The 17,474-nt window shown below is 37.1% G+C and carries 17 protein-coding genes, 1 pseudogene and 1 riboswitch; of the genes and pseudogenes, 16 read left to right on the plus strand and 2 right to left on the minus strand.

What is annotated here, in order from left to right:
• Positions 1 to 241 precede the first annotated feature (241 nt).
• A complete protein-coding gene (locus ACEN4N_RS04880; RefSeq protein WP_407093788.1) occupies positions 242 to 622 on the minus strand; it encodes a hypothetical protein in 381 nt (126 codons plus the stop codon).
• 68 nt (positions 623 to 690) lie between these two features.
• Between ACEN4N_RS04880 and ACEN4N_RS04885 the strand changes: the two genes are divergently transcribed.
• From ACEN4N_RS04885 to ACEN4N_RS04895, 3 genes are all read left to right on the plus strand, one after another.
• A complete protein-coding gene (locus ACEN4N_RS04885; RefSeq protein WP_407093789.1) occupies positions 691 to 1,812 on the plus strand; it encodes a S8 family serine peptidase in 1,122 nt (373 codons plus the stop codon).
• 432 nt (positions 1,813 to 2,244) lie between these two features.
• Positions 2,245 to 2,847 (plus strand): CadD family cadmium resistance transporter, encoded by a 603-nt coding sequence (locus ACEN4N_RS04890; RefSeq protein WP_407089491.1) that lies wholly within the window; start codon positions 2,245 to 2,247, stop codon positions 2,845 to 2,847.
• A 347-nt stretch (positions 2,848 to 3,194) separates the two neighbouring features.
• Complete coding sequence (locus ACEN4N_RS04895) at positions 3,195 to 4,385, plus strand: NAD(P)/FAD-dependent oxidoreductase (protein ID WP_407093790.1); 1,191 nt, start codon at positions 3,195 to 3,197, stop codon at positions 4,383 to 4,385.
• A 526-nt stretch (positions 4,386 to 4,911) separates the two neighbouring features.
• A riboswitch (SAM riboswitch) is annotated at positions 4,912 to 5,009 on the minus strand.
• 614 nt (positions 5,010 to 5,623) lie between these two features.
• Here ACEN4N_RS04895 and ACEN4N_RS04900 read toward each other — a convergent pair.
• A complete protein-coding gene (locus ACEN4N_RS04900; RefSeq protein WP_407093791.1) occupies positions 5,624 to 5,920 on the minus strand; it encodes a hypothetical protein in 297 nt (98 codons plus the stop codon).
• Positions 5,921 to 5,997: 77 nt separating this feature from the next.
• Between ACEN4N_RS04900 and ACEN4N_RS04905 the strand changes: the two genes are divergently transcribed.
• From ACEN4N_RS04905 to ACEN4N_RS04965, 13 genes and pseudogenes are all read left to right on the plus strand, one after another.
• Positions 5,998 to 6,246 carry a hypothetical protein gene (locus ACEN4N_RS04905; protein ID WP_407089493.1) on the plus strand — a complete coding sequence of 83 codons (249 nt, stop codon included), beginning with the start codon at positions 5,998 to 6,000 and terminating at the stop codon, positions 6,244 to 6,246.
• A 317-nt stretch (positions 6,247 to 6,563) separates the two neighbouring features.
• A complete protein-coding gene (gene spxB / locus ACEN4N_RS04910) occupies positions 6,564 to 8,342 on the plus strand; it encodes a pyruvate oxidase (RefSeq protein ID WP_407093792.1) in 1,779 nt (592 codons plus the stop codon).
• Between the two features lie 334 nt (positions 8,343 to 8,676).
• Positions 8,677 to 9,315, plus strand: coding sequence for a DNA alkylation repair protein (locus ACEN4N_RS04915; RefSeq protein ID WP_407093793.1), 639 nt, complete (start codon positions 8,677 to 8,679; stop codon positions 9,313 to 9,315).
• A 374-nt stretch (positions 9,316 to 9,689) separates the two neighbouring features.
• Positions 9,690 to 9,869, plus strand: coding sequence for a putative immunity protein (locus tag ACEN4N_RS04920; protein ID WP_407093815.1), 180 nt, complete (start codon positions 9,690 to 9,692; stop codon positions 9,867 to 9,869).
• A 143-nt stretch (positions 9,870 to 10,012) separates the two neighbouring features.
• A complete protein-coding gene (locus ACEN4N_RS04925; protein ID WP_407093794.1) occupies positions 10,013 to 11,374 on the plus strand; it encodes an aldehyde dehydrogenase in 1,362 nt (453 codons plus the stop codon).
• A 15-nt stretch (positions 11,375 to 11,389) separates the two neighbouring features.
• A pseudogene (locus ACEN4N_RS04930) lies at positions 11,390 to 11,590 on the plus strand (DUF1697 domain-containing protein).
• A gap of 156 nt (positions 11,591 to 11,746) precedes the next feature.
• Positions 11,747 to 11,932, plus strand: a complete 186-nt coding sequence (locus ACEN4N_RS04935; RefSeq protein ID WP_407093795.1) for a hypothetical protein — start codon at positions 11,747 to 11,749, stop codon at positions 11,930 to 11,932.
• 16 nt (positions 11,933 to 11,948) lie between these two features.
• Positions 11,949 to 12,821, plus strand: coding sequence for a hypothetical protein (locus ACEN4N_RS04940; protein ID WP_407093796.1), 873 nt, complete (start codon positions 11,949 to 11,951; stop codon positions 12,819 to 12,821).
• Between the two features lie 6 nt (positions 12,822 to 12,827).
• Positions 12,828 to 13,160 (plus strand): putative quinol monooxygenase, encoded by a 333-nt coding sequence (locus tag ACEN4N_RS04945; protein ID WP_407093797.1) that lies wholly within the window; start codon positions 12,828 to 12,830, stop codon positions 13,158 to 13,160.
• Positions 13,161 to 13,569: 409 nt separating this feature from the next.
• Positions 13,570 to 14,076, plus strand: coding sequence for a bifunctional pyr operon transcriptional regulator/uracil phosphoribosyltransferase PyrR (gene pyrR / locus ACEN4N_RS04950; protein ID WP_407093798.1), 507 nt, complete (start codon positions 13,570 to 13,572; stop codon positions 14,074 to 14,076).
• A 112-nt stretch (positions 14,077 to 14,188) separates the two neighbouring features.
• Positions 14,189 to 15,085, plus strand: a complete 897-nt coding sequence (locus ACEN4N_RS04955; protein WP_407093799.1) for an aspartate carbamoyltransferase catalytic subunit — start codon at positions 14,189 to 14,191, stop codon at positions 15,083 to 15,085.
• Positions 15,082 to 16,347, plus strand: a complete 1,266-nt coding sequence (locus ACEN4N_RS04960) for a dihydroorotase (RefSeq protein ID WP_407093800.1) — start codon at positions 15,082 to 15,084, stop codon at positions 16,345 to 16,347. The genes ACEN4N_RS04955 and ACEN4N_RS04960 overlap by 4 nt, the downstream gene beginning before the upstream one ends.
• A gap of 12 nt (positions 16,348 to 16,359) precedes the next feature.
• Entirely contained in the window at positions 16,360 to 17,289 is a 930-nt protein-coding gene (locus tag ACEN4N_RS04965) for a dihydroorotate dehydrogenase (RefSeq protein WP_407093801.1), read from the plus strand.
• Positions 17,290 to 17,474: the final 185 nt, after the last annotated feature.

Consider the following 17,474-nt stretch of genomic DNA (forward strand, 5'->3'; position numbering starts at 1 on the left):
AGCCAAGTGAATTCTCCTTTTAGTAATGTATGGTAACTTTATTATATAGGAATTCACTGGCTTTTGTGTACATACAAAAAAAGGTGTCAGTGAGATTTCTCTCACCAACACCAAAAATTCAAGAACCGTTAATTTCATAAATATTAATCAGGAAACTTGCTAAGTGACTCTCAATGAGTTTGTGACGGTCAATACAAAGAAACTCCCCACATGCTTCGGCCTGGGGGGGAGCACACACTAACTAGCCTATTTCGGTAAAGGTAATAAACATAAACATAAAGCCAACAATAATCAGTGTCAATGCTGAGACGGCGAAGCCAATCTTAATCATTGGCCCAGGCTCGGCACCTTTAATGTACAGTCCAACAGTCCATGTGGAAAGAGAGTCAAGGTTGAACAGGATTAGCACACCGATTGTAAACAAGCCGATGAAGTAAGCAATGGCTAGCCAAGTGTGAGACCAGTAGGCGTTGTTGCGCGCCTCAATCAAACTAGCCCCATTGCGAATTAAAACGCTGAGGTTATTGTCGCTGATTACGTCACTGTCGGAGGTCAGAGTATAGAGTGGGCGCCCAGCGGAGTCTTCGCCATCCACTGTAAAAGCTAAAACTTGCCCATCCACTGATGACGACTAGTGGCCATCCTTGAGCAACTTTTTCTTTAATATACTTCGGTTCCTTTTTAGGTAAAGTGACTTTATGTCTACTGCAACATTTTTTATTTTTTTGTAGTGTTTGTAGTAGTCGATCTCTGCGTTATCTTTCTGCTCTTTCTATTACAGTAGGTTCAGTAGCTCATGAAATTAATATTATGGAGCAATCACTAGACTTTCATAAAAAAGAATTATGGACACCGATAGCTGATGAAAATGAGCCATCTTCTTTTACACGAGTTGATCCGGGTATTAATAATATATTAAAACCAGAAGATGTTCACGATGGTGGTAACATGATATTACGAGAAAGCGGTGGAAACATTAAAGAAACTATGAGTGGTAAGCTATCTTTATTGTCAAACTTACTAATGGAAAGATTATTTACACATTATGTGGGTTCTAGTTTTTCAGCACCTATGGTGACAAATATACTTGGGAAAATTGCAAATAAATATCCAAATGGATCTGCTAATTTGTTGAAAAACCTATTGTTACAATCAACTAGATTACCTGAAATTAAAAATGTTAAAGGGACTAATACCGATAAGAAGAAGTTTCATTTTAACTCATTAGGTTACGGTTTACCAAACTATGAGTATGCTATAGCGTCCTTTGATAATAGAGTAGTTTTATTGGATGAAGCTACAATTGGATTAAACAAGATTCAAGTCTATTCTGTTGATGTTCCAAAGCTTTTTTTCGAAGCCAAAGGTCATAAAAGGGTGCCAGTGGCGCTAACATTCAATCCACTAATAAAAATGACTCGCGGAGATAGTTATTTAGGAAATCAATTGGAATTTAAATTATTCCATGCGTTAGACTCTGATATTCTTGTAAATCAATTTGCTGAAGTAGATTTAAGTGATGAGGAACAACTTGCAAATGTGATTGATAAAAAATATGAAATAGTTATAAATCCGGGAATCGATACTCGTAAAAAAGGATGCCATCAAAAAGGTATAAAAGAGTATAAGAGGGAACCTCAAAATATACCTACTTCGTCCTTTACACTTGTTATAATTAATTCAAATAAATGGATTAATGATCTAAATTATACTCAGGATTATTGCGTGTCTATGGTGATTGAACATATAGAGGGAATTAAACTTTACAATAAAATAAGAAATACTATTCAATTAAGAGTTAGAATTCGATAATATTTACTTTTGACCTGTTCCCACGAACGTACGAAATAGTCGACATGTTACCGCATACGACCATTTCACCAAAAATCGCAAATACATCAATTCTATCAACTCGTCCCATGTTGAAGCGGTAACACTACTTGTGAAAGAGCGTTAGCGACAGAAGAAGTAGATGTTCCGCCCATGCACGGATTTCCCAAGAAGACAAGCAGAATGAGCAAGCTGAGTGGCTGAAACATTGTATGTTTAATGGTATAATTCATGAGGGAACAAAGTGACTTCATAAACGTTGGTTTAGAAAGCATATGAGTCATGTGAAAAAAATATGAAAGTTGGATGTTTTATATGAAGCAATTTATTAAACATTCCCCCTTGGCTTTGGCCAAGTTGATGTGTTTGTGTGAAAACCACCAATTCTAATAAACATATTGAAAGGGGAGGCTTATGGAAATAATTATATCTTCAATGTTAGTTTTTATCTCTACGTCCATCGATTATTTGGTTGTTTTAACGATTCTTTTCTCTACCATGAATACTGGTAAACAACGATCAATTTATATTGGCCAATATATTGGAACGGGGTTGCTCGTTGGCTTTAGTCTCATTGCAGCGTACTTCCTGAACTTTATTCCACAAGATTGGGTGATCGGGTTACTTGGTTTACTTCCTTTGATTCTAGGGATTCGGGCTATCTTCATCGATGAAGATGTAGATGAAAAGGACTTGGAAGAAAAGATGTCGCATAGACAGTCAGAAGTTGCGAGTGTGGTTGCTCTGACCATTGCCCTTGGCGGAGATAATTTGGGAATTTATATTCCTTACTTTACTGGAATGTCCTTCCAGGAAGTCATGGTTGTGATCCTTGTTTTTATCATTGGGATTTTTAGCTTATGTTATTTATCTAAACGATTGGCTTCGGTTCCTATGATTGGTGAAGTAGTTGAGCGTTACGAAAAAGTCATCGTACCAGTCGTTTTCATCGGCTTGGGTATTTTTATTCTGTTAGAGAATGGTACGATTCAACATCTTTGGTCACTGATTGCATAGAATTTTAAGCAGCTTCACGGATAGTAGAATATACCATTAAAGTATTTAAGGTTGAACTTAGATACATATAACACAACCGAAATATTAAAGAGGCACAGAACGATGCAATATCATTAGCATCGTTTTGTGTCTCACTTTTATGTATATTTTTAACGATTATGGATCGCAGCTTTCTTTTTCTCTAAATGGGCAATAAGTAAGCTGATATTTTATTAATAGGTTATACTTGAATGACTGAGACAATCATAGATATAATTCGAGAGATAATATGAAATATAGCATATACAACAACATTTAAGAAGAATTTTGGTAATATATGTAGGAAGAGAAAAAGGGAGGCATGATTTATGCAACATTCATATAAATATATAATATTAGGTGGCGGGATGGCTGGTGCCAATGCCGCAATGGAAATTCGTAAGTATGACCGTGAAGGGACATTGTTGATAGTCACACAAGAAAATGACAAACCCTACTATCGTCCTCCATTAAGTAAAGAATTTTGGACAGAGCCAGACTATCCAAAAGAAACGATATATTATAACATTTCGGATGATGAATCGATTGATTTCTTAACTGGGACAACTGTTAAGCAAATTAATGCCGATCAACAAACGATTGAGATTGAGAGTGGAGAAATCTATCAATACGAAAAATTGCTTTATGCACTGGGTGGTGCTCCAAAGTGGATTGATGGGCTGGAAAGTGAGCGTGTCCTAGCTTTAAGAAACTTAGAAGATTACCGAAACCTCCGACAATTAGCCAAACCTAGGAGCAAAGTCATTATCGTTGGAGGAGGCTGGGTTGGAGCAGAACTTGCAGCAGGTCTAAAGCTGAATGATATGGATGTGACGCTTGTTTTTCCTAATGAAATATTAAATGAAAAACGACTACCACGAATGCTAGCTGAAAAGTTTCATCAGCGCTTTGTAGATATTGGCGTTTCTTTGATAAACAATACTTATGCTAATAGTTACAGTGTAGCAGACGATCAAGTGAGTCTTACATTAGAGAATGGCGCTGTATTGAAAGCGGATATTCTTGTTTTAGGAATTGGATTAAAGCCAAATGTTGAGTTAGCAGAAGCAGCTGGCTTAGAAGTGGGTAATGGTGTTATTGCTGACAAGTATTTGCAAACTTCCAACAAACATATCTATGCAGCAGGAGATGTGTTGAATTATCCAGATGTAATCATAGGACGTAATCGTTTTGAACATGAAGAGCAAGCGGAGTTTTCTGGGAAAGTAGCGGGACGAAACATGACGGGCGCTGAAGAAGTTTATAATCATGGTGCGCCACTTTCTTATACGGATGTCTTAGATATTTCTATTGAAGGTGTTGGTGAAATGAGTCGAAACCGTGATGATGCGATTATTGAAGAAGTTGCCGGTGGTTATATTGTTTATTATCTTTTTAAAGGTAAACCAACAGGAATTTTAACATATAATGTGAAAGGTGATATGGATAAGGCCCGTGAAATTCTTGTTAACCCACCGAAAACATTAGATGAGCTAACAGGGATTTTGAAGCCTATTTGAATCATTTATTGTTTAGCTATATTAGTGTAGATTGAAAAAAACAGGCGATAAAACTGAAATAATACAATAAAGAGAGTCACAACACTATGCAAATAAGGCATGGTCTGTGACTCTCTTCATTTTGTGCTTTATAAAATTACTAGTTAATTGCTTTGTATCTCAAGTCAGTATATGTGAAGTTAAACAAAAGGGTCAAGAGAGTATCATAATCATTCGAACTCATACTGTCTTTAAAGCTTTCATAGTCATTAATACTAGCAGACCCGATGCAGCAAAGACATGTTCGACCTATGTGTGCACCTTTTTTTGAGCCTTTCGTACAAACTAGAAAAATCAAATCATGTTCATCTAAATCTCCAGATTGGCTCCGTCGAAATCTAAATTGAGGCATAATTTGTAACTCATTCAATCCCTCTATGAACTCCTCAAAACTAATATTCTTTTCTGGTAACAAGACAACCACTCCTAGTTATTTATTCAATTTAAAAAAGCACAACGAGATTCGTCGCGCCAAATAACTGGGTTAGACTCATCTTCCTCTTTCGAGTTGGATTTAGCACCTTGCCAATGGTAGGTTGCTGAAGCTTCATCGGGCCAATACCCTCTGCTTACTCTGGATAAGTTGTGATTTCAAATTGTATATTAGATTCTAACATAAAACATACGGATAAACAAGAAGCGTAGGATGTATCACTAGCTTGAAAAAGCTAATTGCAATAAATAAAATGGTAGTCTTTGCAAATTATTATTTAATGCAAGGTCTTCAGAAGCATAAAACTTGTGTAGGATATGATTAAAACTAGTTAATAACTGATATTGTATAAAAATAAAGGAGAAAAAATAGTTTTACAATGCATACATGCTCAACATTTCCTGCCTATGCACAGATTTCAAAGGGAACTCAAGCAAAAATATACAGGTTGATTTATTGAACACGGCTGTTGAAGGAATGATTTTATTGACAAAGCCAATGTAAAATAATCAGTATTATTAGACTATTACTAACTCCCATTGATGTAACAGAAAATATGGAATTACCAGAGTAGTTAAGATGAAAGAAAATGATAATAATCGTAGACGGAACAATGGAATTTTGATGGGTTTATTAATCGGAATCGTATTTGGGGTAACTTGGTTAATACTACCAAGATTACTGAGTCATTATATTATTCATAAAACGTTGAAATGAGATCCATTATCTGTCCTTCAAATTGAGTGGTGTCAATGTCAACTTTATCCTAATGGTCTTTTACTAATTTATCTAGAACTTGGGTGCAGTCATTTAATATCCGAGTGCACCCATCGGTCAAGCGAATTTGATTATGGCGGTTATTCGCTGGATTCACGTATATATCTAGCAAGCCATGTTCGCTTAGTTTAGTCATTTGCTTACTGATGGCTGCGTCACTCATATTCACTCGATGAGCTAATTCTCGTAGAAAACTGTCAAATTGCTTCTCAAACACTTGTAATGAGTGGTCTGCAATTTTAGTTACTAAGATAAATAATTTACAAGAAATAGGTAAATTATCCAATGCAGCCAGCTTCCAGCTACGCTGATGTTTTGGCAGGATTAAATAATTTTCTGTATAAATAACTACCTACTAACGCGATGATTGAGAGTACAAGCCAGATGACTGCGATCTCCAAAAAAACAAATTTAATCACAGCTAATGTTGAATCGGTGAATACTAACCAGTCGGAAAAAGAGACTGGATTAGCAGTCAGAAAGAATGAAACGATATTCTCTAATACATCAAATAGTCCAACGAGTGGCAGAGCAAAGGCAAACCACTTACCATATCGATTGAAACATGATCCGCCTTTATGGAGATTACTGACGAAAGTTCAGACAGTATAATCCATAAATATAACCATTAAGATGTAGACACAGTCAAATAAATGAGTGTTCAAGCACATATTTTTTGCTGATTTTAAATAAAACCTTTTCGACAAAGTGTTTTTTTCTGTTTTTATTTAACTGAATGGGGTATATATATATAAGGTAAAACCCCAACGAAGCGCGTTATAATAGCGATTATGGCTATATTATACGTGATTATAGGTAAAGTTTATCACTTAATATGAATATTTAATCCATAATATAGTTTAAATTATTCTAGAGAAGTGGTATTATCATAACGTTAGAAATAATTATATTTTGGGAGGATTTTTTGAATGTCAGGAAGAAAAATTAAAATCGGCTTGGCCGTATTGAAAGTATTAGAAGGATGGGGCGTTGATACCATCTATGGTATTCCATCAGGAACATTAAGCTCATTAATGGACGCGATGGGAGACGAAGAGAACAACATTAAGTTCTTACAAGTTAAACACGAAGAAGTTGGAGCTATGGCTGCAGTGATGCAGCGGAAATTCGGTGGAAAATTAGGTGTAACTGTTGGATCTGGTGGACCAGGTGCATCGCATTTAATTAACGGTCTTTACGATGCGGCTATGGATAATATTCCAGTTGTAGCGATTTTAGGATCTCGTCCTCAAAGAGAATTAAATTTGGATGCCTTCCAAGAATTAAATCAAAATCCAATGTATGATCATATTGCTGTATTTAACAAACGTGTGGCTTATGCAGAGCAATTACCTAAATTAATTGACGAAGCTGCAAGAACTGCAATTTCTAAACGTGGAGTAGCTGTATTAGAAGTTCCAGCTAACTTTGGTTTTGAAGAAATCGCTGAAGACGCATTCTATTCTTCAGGATCAAGCTACCGTCACCACGTTCCATCAGCAATCAACGATAAAGATATTGATGAAGCAGTTGCATTATTAAACAAATCTAAACGTCCTGTAATCTATGCAGGTATTGGTACTATGGGACACGGACCAGCTGTTCAAGAATTAGCTCGTAAAATCAAAGCACCAGTAATTACAACTGGTAAAAACTTTGAAACATTCGAATATGACTTCGAAGCTTTAGCTGGATCAACTTACCGTGTTGGTTGGAAACCTGCGAACGAAACAATCTTAGAAGCAGATACAGTATTATTTGCTGGATCAAACTTCCCATTCGCAGAAGTTGAAGGAACTTTCAGAAACATTGAAAACTTCATCCAAATCGATATCGATCCAACTATGATAGGTAAACGTCATAAAGCTGATGTAGCTATCCTTGGTGATGCTGGTGAAGCTGTGAACGCGATCTTAGATAAAGTAGATGCTGTTGAAGGATCTGCATGGTGGAATGCTAACCTTAAAAATATCGAAAACTGGCGTCAATATATCAACAAATTAGAAACTAAAGAAGAAGGACCTCTTCAATTCTATCAAGTATATAACGCTATTAATAAACACGCTGACGAAGATGCTATTTACTCAATTGATGTTGGTAACTCAACTCAAACATCTATCCGTCACCTAAACTTAACTCCTAAGAATATGTGGCGTACGTCTCCATTATTCGCAACAATGGGGATTGCAATTCCAGGTGGTATCGGTGCGAAAAATACTTATCCAGATCGTCAAGTTTGGAACATCATCGGTGACGGTGCGTTCTCAATGACATATCCAGATGTAGTAACAAACGTTCGTTATAACATGCCAGTTATTAACGTAGTATTCGCTAACACTGAATATGCCTTCATTAAAAACAAATATGAAGATACTAACAAAAACATCTTCGGTGTTGACTTTACTGATGTTGACTACGCTATGATTGCTGAAGCTCAAGGAGCTGTTGGTCTAACAGTTTCACGTATCGAAGATATGGACAGCGTTATGAAAGAAGCAGTAGAACAATACAAACAAGGCCGTACAGTTGTCATTGATTGTAAAATTACTCAAGACCGTCCAATCCCAGTAGAAACTTTAAAACTGGACTCTAAATTATACAGTGCTGAAGAAATCAAAGCATACAAAGAAAGATATGAAGCTGAAGAATTAGTACCTTTAAGAGAATATCTTGAAGCTGAAGGCTTAGAATCTAAATACATTAAATAATTAAACATTTATCGCTTTCCAAAAGTAGAGTCCGACTCGCTTTTGGAAGGCGTTTTTTGATGGAAAATTTTTTGTTAAATTCAAAATGCTGAATCTGATGCCAAACCAAATTTCATATGGCTTAAGATTGCTAAACTCGCGCCAAATGGAGTTGCTGTTTGTCTTAAGATTGCTCATCTTGCGCTAAATGGAATCTCCGTTTGTCTTTCGTTTACCCAACTCAAGCCAAATGACACACACATTTGTCTCAAGTTCACATTTTAAATGAGTTGGTTTTGAATATGATATAATTAATTCGCGAGAGTAAAGAATTCAAATACAAAGGAGTCGAATTATGACAACTAAAGCTAAAGAATTACTAGCTGAAATAAAGCCGGATACGAAACTAGGCGACTTAAGAAAAATAGCCAAAGAAATAAAAAAAGATCATGATTTAGCACTAGAATTATGGGAGAGTGAAGAGTTTAAGCCAAGACTTTTAGCCATCCTCATTATGGATAAAAAAGAACTTTCAGAAGAAGTCTTGGATGCTCTATGTCTAGATATGGCAATACATACTTATGATGAGCGTAATAATTTAATGGACTGGTTAATGACAAATCACTTAACAAAAACTAAGCGAGAAAAAGCCATCTTAGAATCTTGGAAAGACAGTTCGATTGTTCTGCAACGCCGCGCTTTCTGGAGTTATCAAGGGCGTCTACGCTGGACAGGAAAGAATATGACGGATGATACTGAAGCGTTGCTAGAAGATATCGAAGAAAGAATTATGGACGAAGAGCCAGAAGTTCAGTGGGCGATGAATTTTACTGCAGGTTGGATTGGAGTTTATGATGAAACCTTGCGCGACCGTTGTGTTTCTCTAGGTGAGGAGACAGAATTATACAAAGGTGATTTTGTTTCAAAAGGATGTACACCAAATTACTTACCTGAATTCATTCGTATTGAAACGGATAAACGTACAACGAAGTAAACCTCCAATCAAATTGAAGCTTTAAAAATTTATCGATGGAAAATCATATTATTCAAAATACAATAAAACTTTTATCGAAAAAAATGTCATCGAAGTTACTGGTAAAGTTCGATCAACTCGGGATATTTTAAAGTTATCATCAACTGAACAATCATTTAGAATGAAAAAATTATTGAGATCACTAGAAGATAATATTCTGTATCAAGACTCAGCTGACTTAAGACTTGAGTTAGAGGAATTACTTGAGAAATACCTCAAAAATCTTTAGCAACATGGGCCAGCCAAAATGCCCAGAACTTTCTCGAATACATTTATATCGAAGATGAGAGTTTAAAAGACAGTATCATCACAGAAGCAAGTAAAGTGCGCATCAACTGTGTCAGACAGGCTTTCTCGCTAACAAGCTAGACCAACAGTCCATTAATGACATCAGCAAGTTTTCAGTCAGAGTCTTTGCTCAAGTCGTGGCAACAGGACATATACAAGGAGACGCGATAGTCTCTTCAGATTATGCGATTAAAGTAGTCAATATACTCTATTACCATGATGAATAAGCTGCCATTAACGAAATTATTTTGATAAATCTTTTTACAGGCAAGATCTCTAGAAGGGTTTTTATTTATTTTCAAACAATCCACTCACATGTTTGGAGGTTAATTTCGGTCAATGATATACTTTTACCTGAAGGGGGCGTTTCATGATGCAAGTTAAAGCAGAACAAGAAATATTTTTAAGAAGTGGCATAACCTTGGATGTGAAATTTAGAATTAGACAATTAAAACGATTAAAAGAGGCAATTAAGGCGCATGATGTTTTGATTTATGATGCGCTGAAAAAGGATTTAAATAAACCCGTATTTGAAAGTTATGTGACAGAGTTAGGCTCGGTCTATGGTGAAATTGATTATATGATTAAACATGTAAAAGATTGGGCTAAACCCAAACGCGTTCCAACGTCTCTGGCGCATTTTTATTCTAAAAGCCACATATATCAAGAACCATATGGGCGTGTCTTAATTATTGCACCATGGAATTTTCCTATTCAGCTAAGTTTCGTACCACTTGTTGGGGCGATTGCGGCAGGGAATTGTGTCGTATTAAAGCCTTCCGAATTGGCACCATATACAGCTAGGGTAATTCAACAAATTATTGAATCAGTGTTCGCACGTGAATATGTTGCAGTTGAGCAAGGTGATGGAAAAGTATCTCAGCAATTGCTAAAAGAAGGCGTCGATTATTGTTTCTTTACTGGAAGTACTCAAGTTGGAAAAGCAATTATGGAGACAGCGAGTCAGACTTTAACGCCAGTAACTCTAGAACTAGGTGGGAAAAGTCCAGTTATTGTTGCAAAAGAGACCAATATCAAGCATGCAGCCCAACGGATTGTTTGGGGGAAATTTACCAATGCTGGTCAGACTTGCATCGCGCCCGATTACCTTCTCGTTGATGAAGTGATTCGTGATGACTTGATCAGCGCCCTCATTGAAGTCATTGAAGAATATTACACGAAGAAACCTTTAGAGAATTCAGATTATTCTAAGATGATTAATAAAAGACACTTCAAGCGTGTGAAGAAATTAATGAAAAATCAAAGTGTTATTTATGGCGGAGGCAGTAATAAAGAGATGCTAACTATTGAACCCACGTTAGTCTTGGAACCGGAACTCGATACAGAATTAATGCAAGAAGAGATCTTTGGTCCGATATTACCGATATTAACTTATAGAGAAGTGAGTCAAGCAGTAGAATTTATTCGTTCGAAAGACAAACCGCTTGCTTTATATTTATTTACGCAGGATAAAGCTTTGAAAGAGTATATAATAAAAAATCTATCTTTTGGTGGCGCAACGATAAATGACACGCTGATTCATCAAAGTAATTACAACCTCCCATTTGGGGGAGTTGGCGCGAGTGGGATGGGGCAATATCACGGCAGATATAGTCTCGAAACCTTCTCACATCCAAAAAGCGTGATTGAGAAGACTGACTTGTTTGATATTAAATTACGCTACCCGCCCTATAAAGATTGGGCCCTAAAATTAATTCAAAAAATTATGTAAACAGGAGTCCAAACTATGCACCATGTACTATTACTCAGAGGAATCAATGTTGGTGGTAAGAATCGAGTGGTGATGGCGTAACTAAGAGAAAACCTAGAAGCGCTTGGATTTACCCAAGTGATTTCCTATATCATTAGCGGGAATCTTTTCTTTAATAGCGATGAAGATATCAATTCGATTAGAGAAAAAGTTCAAATTCATTTAAAAGAGGCATAGGATTTTGATTTACTTTCAATTATTATTAGCGCTGAAGCTTACAAAGCAGATTACTTAAATTTACCGGCGTGGTGGAATAAGGAATTTGCTCGTCGAGATGTTTTATTTTATACAGAAGCTGTAGACCGAGACGCTTTTAAAGAAGAAGTAGCAAGTATGAGTTTAGGGAATGAAGAAATTCATTTTGGTGAGTTAGCAGTTTATTGGGGGAAATACGACGAAGCCAATTACAAAAAGACGGCGTATGCAAGATACTTAGTGAAGTTTCCATGTTATAAGCAAATGACTGTTCGAAATGGAAAAACATACGAAAAGATTTATCAAAAACTAATGGAAAATTAAAGAAGGCAGGTACAAAATGAAATTATTAGTATTAGGTGGAACTAATTACTTTGGAATGAAGGCAGTACAACAATTATTAGATAACGGTCATGACGTGACGATTGCAACACGTGGAAATAAACCAAATCCCTTTGAAGGTAAAGCTATGCACATTACTTTAGATGCGCGCGATGCGAGCCACGAAGGATGGGCTGAAGTGACTGAACAGAATTGGGATGCAGTCTTTGACAATATTTGTTATACGGCAGATGATGCGCGAATTATTATGGATAAATTCAAGGATTCTATTGATCATCTTTACTTTACTTCGTCTATGGCGGTTTACAATGGGGATATTGATGGCTACTCTGAAGCAGACTTTGATCCTTTAACTTATCATATTGACCCAAATATCGAAGTAAATTATGGCGAAGGGAAAAGGCAAGTTGAACAAGTATTATTTACTGAGGCACCGTTTAAGCTCACAGCATTCCGCTTCCCAATTGTCCTAGATTTAGATGATTATACTGAGCGACTGCACTTTTATGTTGAGAAAGTAATGAATGACGAAGTTGTTTACTTTATGGATCCAAAGAATAAAGTAAACTACGTCAAAGGAACGAAAGCAGCAGAGTCGATTGTGTGGGCGATTGAGAACCAAAAAGAAGGCATCTATAATATTAGTTCACGCAACGCAATCACTGTCGAAACTTTTATAGCTTGGTTAGAAGAGATGACTGGTAAAGAAGTGAAGGTTGAATATACGAATGACCGGACACATGAATCACCATTTAGCACCGTTTACGACCAATACTTGCGTTCAGATAAGATTGAAGCTGAAGGTTTTGAATTAAACAATCTCGAAGACTGGCTGAAACCACTAATACAAGATATTGCACAAGAAGGATAAAGTTGCATGACAATTACAATTAATATTTATTACACAGGCAAGGAAGGCAATGCTCTAAAATTTGCGAAAGAGATGATGTCAAAAGGTGTTGTTGAAAGAATCCGAAGCGCTGAAGGGAATTTAAAGTATGAATACTTTGCGCCATTAGAGGACAAAACGACCATTCTATTAATTGATAGTTGGACCGATCAAGCAGCCATTGACCGACATCACGCCTCTTCAATGGTGCAAGAAATTACAGACTTGCGCGAAAAATACGACCTCACTATGAAAGTTGAACGCTATGTGAGTGATGAAGACGGTGTGCCTGAATCGGATCAGAAATTTATTAGAGAATAGTAAAAAATAATAAAATATGTGTACTACTCTTTGTTCATTGACTTTTATATTATCAAAAATCCTAGAGAATTAAGATTTAAAAATTAATCATAAAATTAAAGTAATTTTATCAAACTGTTTATTTATCATTTTATTTCAAATAAACTGACAAAAATGGCTTTATATCTTGATTATTAAAAAGTTCTTAGTAACAAAATACAAACTTATATATAAATTTAATTGAATAAGTCTAATTTTTACAGTTGCTTAATAAAAAATATCGTATATAATTTAGCTTAATAAGTATCCTTTAATTGGCGTCCTGTGAGACGAAGAAGGTAAGTACAGTCGGAAACTCTTTCTTTAGAGACCTCTTCTTTCGCATGCCCGCGGTTAAGGAGAGGTCTTTTCTTTATCAAGGAGGTAAACAATGGAAAAAGTTGTAATGAATGAGATGGAAATGAAACGTGCTCTGACCCGACTAGCTTATGAAATTATTGAACATCACAAAGGTATTGAAGATATTGTCCTTATGGGGATTGCGACGCGCGGGGCACCTCTGGCTGAACGCCTAGGTAAAAAAATTGCTGAGATCGAAGGCCCCGTGCTAGTTGAGTCAATGAATATCGAAGCCTACCGCGATGATATGAAGTATACCGACCAGAGACCAGAAAATTCTAGTGATCTATCAGGTAAAAAAGTCATCTTAGTTGATGATGTGCTCTATACAGGCAGATCGATTCGTGCGGCAATGGATGCCTGTATGGATCGAGGACGCCCTGCCGAAATATCTTTGGCTATATTAGTAGACCGAGGACACCGTGAATTACCAATTCGCCCAGACTATGTTGGGAAAAATATTCCTACATCTAAACAAGAACGTGTGCGAGTTCAAATCAAAGAAATAGATGGCAAGGATGCTGTCACAATATCATAAATTATTAATCAGTTTTTGACTTTAAATAGATCCGAGAGATCATAAGCGAAACTATCCTTATTTAGGTGCGTTTAGTCTCGAAGATTAAAGGCGCTTTTTTGTTAGGAGGAAGATGATTGTGAGAAATTTTTTATCTGTAGAGCAATTTGATAATGAAGGGTTATTAAATTTATTGAAGACTGCTATCGACTTTAAGGAAGGTCGTAGAACATATCAGAGTGATGCAACAGTGGTGAATATGTTTTTTGAGAATAGTACCCGGACTAAGCATAGTTTTGAGGTGGCTGAGCATAAGTTAGGCATGCTTCAAATTAATTTTGATGTCGGAAGTTCGTCAGTCAATAAAGGTGAGAGTTTATATGATTCTGTTCTAACTATGCAAGCGATAGGGGTAGATGTAGCTGTCATTCGCCACCCAGATCGAAATTATATGGACCAACTTATGAACTTAAAGATTCAAATTATTAATGCGGGTAGTGGTAACGGACAGCATCCGTCGCAATCTTTATTAGATATTATGACTATTTATGAAGAGTTTGGTGATTTTAAAGGGTTAAAAGTTGCGATAATTGGAGATATAGTTCATTCACGCGTTGCCATGAGTAATATGACATTGCTTAATCAGTTAGGGGCTGACGTTATCTTTGCTGGGCCGAATGATTACTTTGACATAAGCTTTGAGCAGTACGGAACGTTTAAAACAGTGGATGAAGCAGTAGCGGAGGCAGATGTGGTGATGATGCTTCGTGTTCAATTGGAGCGCCACGGATCAGAGGATATGCATTACGCAAAAGAAGACTATCATGCTATGTATGGATTAACTCGTCAACGTCACCGAACAATGAAGGATACAGCCATTATTATGCATCCAGCACCAGTGAACCGTGATGTTGAGTTGGCGGATGAATTAGTGGAATGTGCACAAAGTCGAATTGTTACTCAAATGTCCAACGGGGTCTATGCACGTATGGCAATTCTAGAGTGGGTCTTAAAAGGGAGAGTAGAATGAAACTAATATTAAAGAATGGTCAAAGAGTGGTAAAAGATAATGAATTAGAGTCTATTGATATCGCAATTGAAGAAGGAGTGATTGTTGAATTAGGGCATGACTTGGAGGGTGAGCAAGTGATTGATTTAAAAGGAAAACTCATCACAAATGGTTTAGTTGATATTCACGTTCACTTTAGAGAACCAGGTTTCACTGATAAAGAGACTATCTTGAGTGGATCCAAAGCCTCAGCTCGTGGCGGTGTTACAACTGTTTGCGCGATGCCTAACACCAATCCTGTTCCAGATACACCTGAGAAATACCAAGCTATTCAGGATATGATCGAGCGTGATTCAGTTGTTAAGACTTTTCAATATGCACCCATTACTGAGGAATTACGGACAGATAAATTAGTTGATATGGCAGCCATTGATGCTTTCGCATTCACTAATGATGGGGTGGGCGTTCAAACAGCTGGAATTATGTATGAAGCGATGAAGTTAGCTGCGAGTCTTGACAAACCCATCGTCGCCCACACTGAAGACGAGAGTCTACTTTACGGTGGGGTCATGCATGAAGGTATTCGCAATAAAGAATTGGGTTTGCCAGGGATTATGGGAATTGTAGAAAGCAGCCAGATTGCTCGTGACATTCTCATTGCTAAAGAAACTGGCGTCCATTATCATGTTTGTCACGTCTCTTCGAAAGAATCTGTCGAGGCCATTCGAGAAGGTAAGCGACAAGGAGTGAATGTTACTGCCGAGGTGACACCACATCATCTAATACTTAATGAGATGGATATACCAAGTGATGACGCTATCTTCAAGATGAATCCACCATTACGTGGCAAAGAAGATCAACGCGCATTAATTGAAGGACTAGCTGATGGAACGATCGACTTTATTGCGACTGACCATGCGCCCCATACTATGGAAGAAAAGTCTGGTGGATTTATTGATGCTCCATTTGGAATAGTGGGTATCGAGACGTCCTTTGCTTTAATGTATACTCACTTTGTTGAAAAGAATTTGATGACTTTAGAATTTCTAATTGATCGCATGAGTCACCTGCCAGCCCGACTCTTTAACTTACCTATGGGTGAATTGAAAGTGGGTGGTGTTGCAGATATTGCTGTTTTTGATTTAGAAAAAGAGTATGTGATTAACTCGGATGATTATTTATCTAAAGCTGCTAATACGCCTTTTAATGGCTATAAAGTCAAAGGTATGTGTGCTTTAACTCTAGTTGATGGTGAGATAGTGTATAACGCACTTGAAATTTAAGGAGAGAATATAATGAACAGACTAAAAGTAAATCTTCCAGGTATTGAATTGAAGAACCCTATTATGCCAGCTTCAGGTTGCTTTGGTTTCGGGGAGAGTTTTGCAAAACACTATGACTTAGGTTTATTAGGTGCCTTAATTACTAAAAGTACAACGCTTGAAGAACGTGTGGGTAATCCTGCACCACAATATGTGCATAGAGACAAGGATGTACTGAACTCTGTAGGATTAAAGAATCCAGGCGTCGAAGCCGTTCTATCTGAGAAATTGCCTTACCTTGAAGGCTTTGATGTACCAATCATTGCGAGTGTCGCAGGGTCTACCGAAGAAGATTACATCGAAATGTGCCGTCAGATTTCTACAGCACCCAATGTCAAAGCAATTGAATTAAATATCTCCTGCCCGAATGTTAAAGAAGGTGGTGTAGCTTTTGGTACGAATCCAGAAGTGGCCGCTCGCTTAACTAAAGCTTGTAAAGCTGTGACCAGTCTACCTATCTATGTGAAGCTAACGCCCAACGTAACAGATATTGTAGAAATTGCCCAAGCGGTAGAGGCAGCGGGAGCCGACGCCATCTCAATGATTAATACGATAACAAGTATGGCCTTTGACTTAACGACTGGCCAGCCTATCTTAGGTGGGATCACAGGGGGGTTATCAGGTACCGCACTCAAACACGTTGCCTTAAGAATGGTCTATCAAGTTGCGAATGCCGTGACTATACCGATTATTGGTATTGGCGGCATCAAGACGGTTGATGACGTGTTAGAAATGTATATGGCGGGTGCCACAGCCGTTCAAATAGGAACAGAGAACTACAATAATCCGATGGTTTGTCCAGAAATTATTCGTGACTTACCAGCAAGAATGGATGAATTCGGGATTGAGTCAATTCAAGCTCTTATTGATCAAGTTAAAAGTAACCGCGCTTCTAATAAATAGAAAATATAATCATTTGAGTGAATTCAAGCCAAATGACATCGCTGTTTGTCTTTAGCTGCCCAAACTCAAGCCAAATGACATCGCCGTTTGTCTTTAGTTGCCCAAACTCAAGCCAAATGGAATTGCCGTTTGTCTTTAGTTTAGCAAACTCAAGCCAAATGAAATCGCCATTTGTCTTTAGTTGC

The organism is Ruoffia sp. FAM 20857, assembly GCF_045528645.1.
Classification (GTDB): domain Bacteria; phylum Bacillota; class Bacilli; order Lactobacillales; family Aerococcaceae; genus Ruoffia; species Ruoffia halotolerans.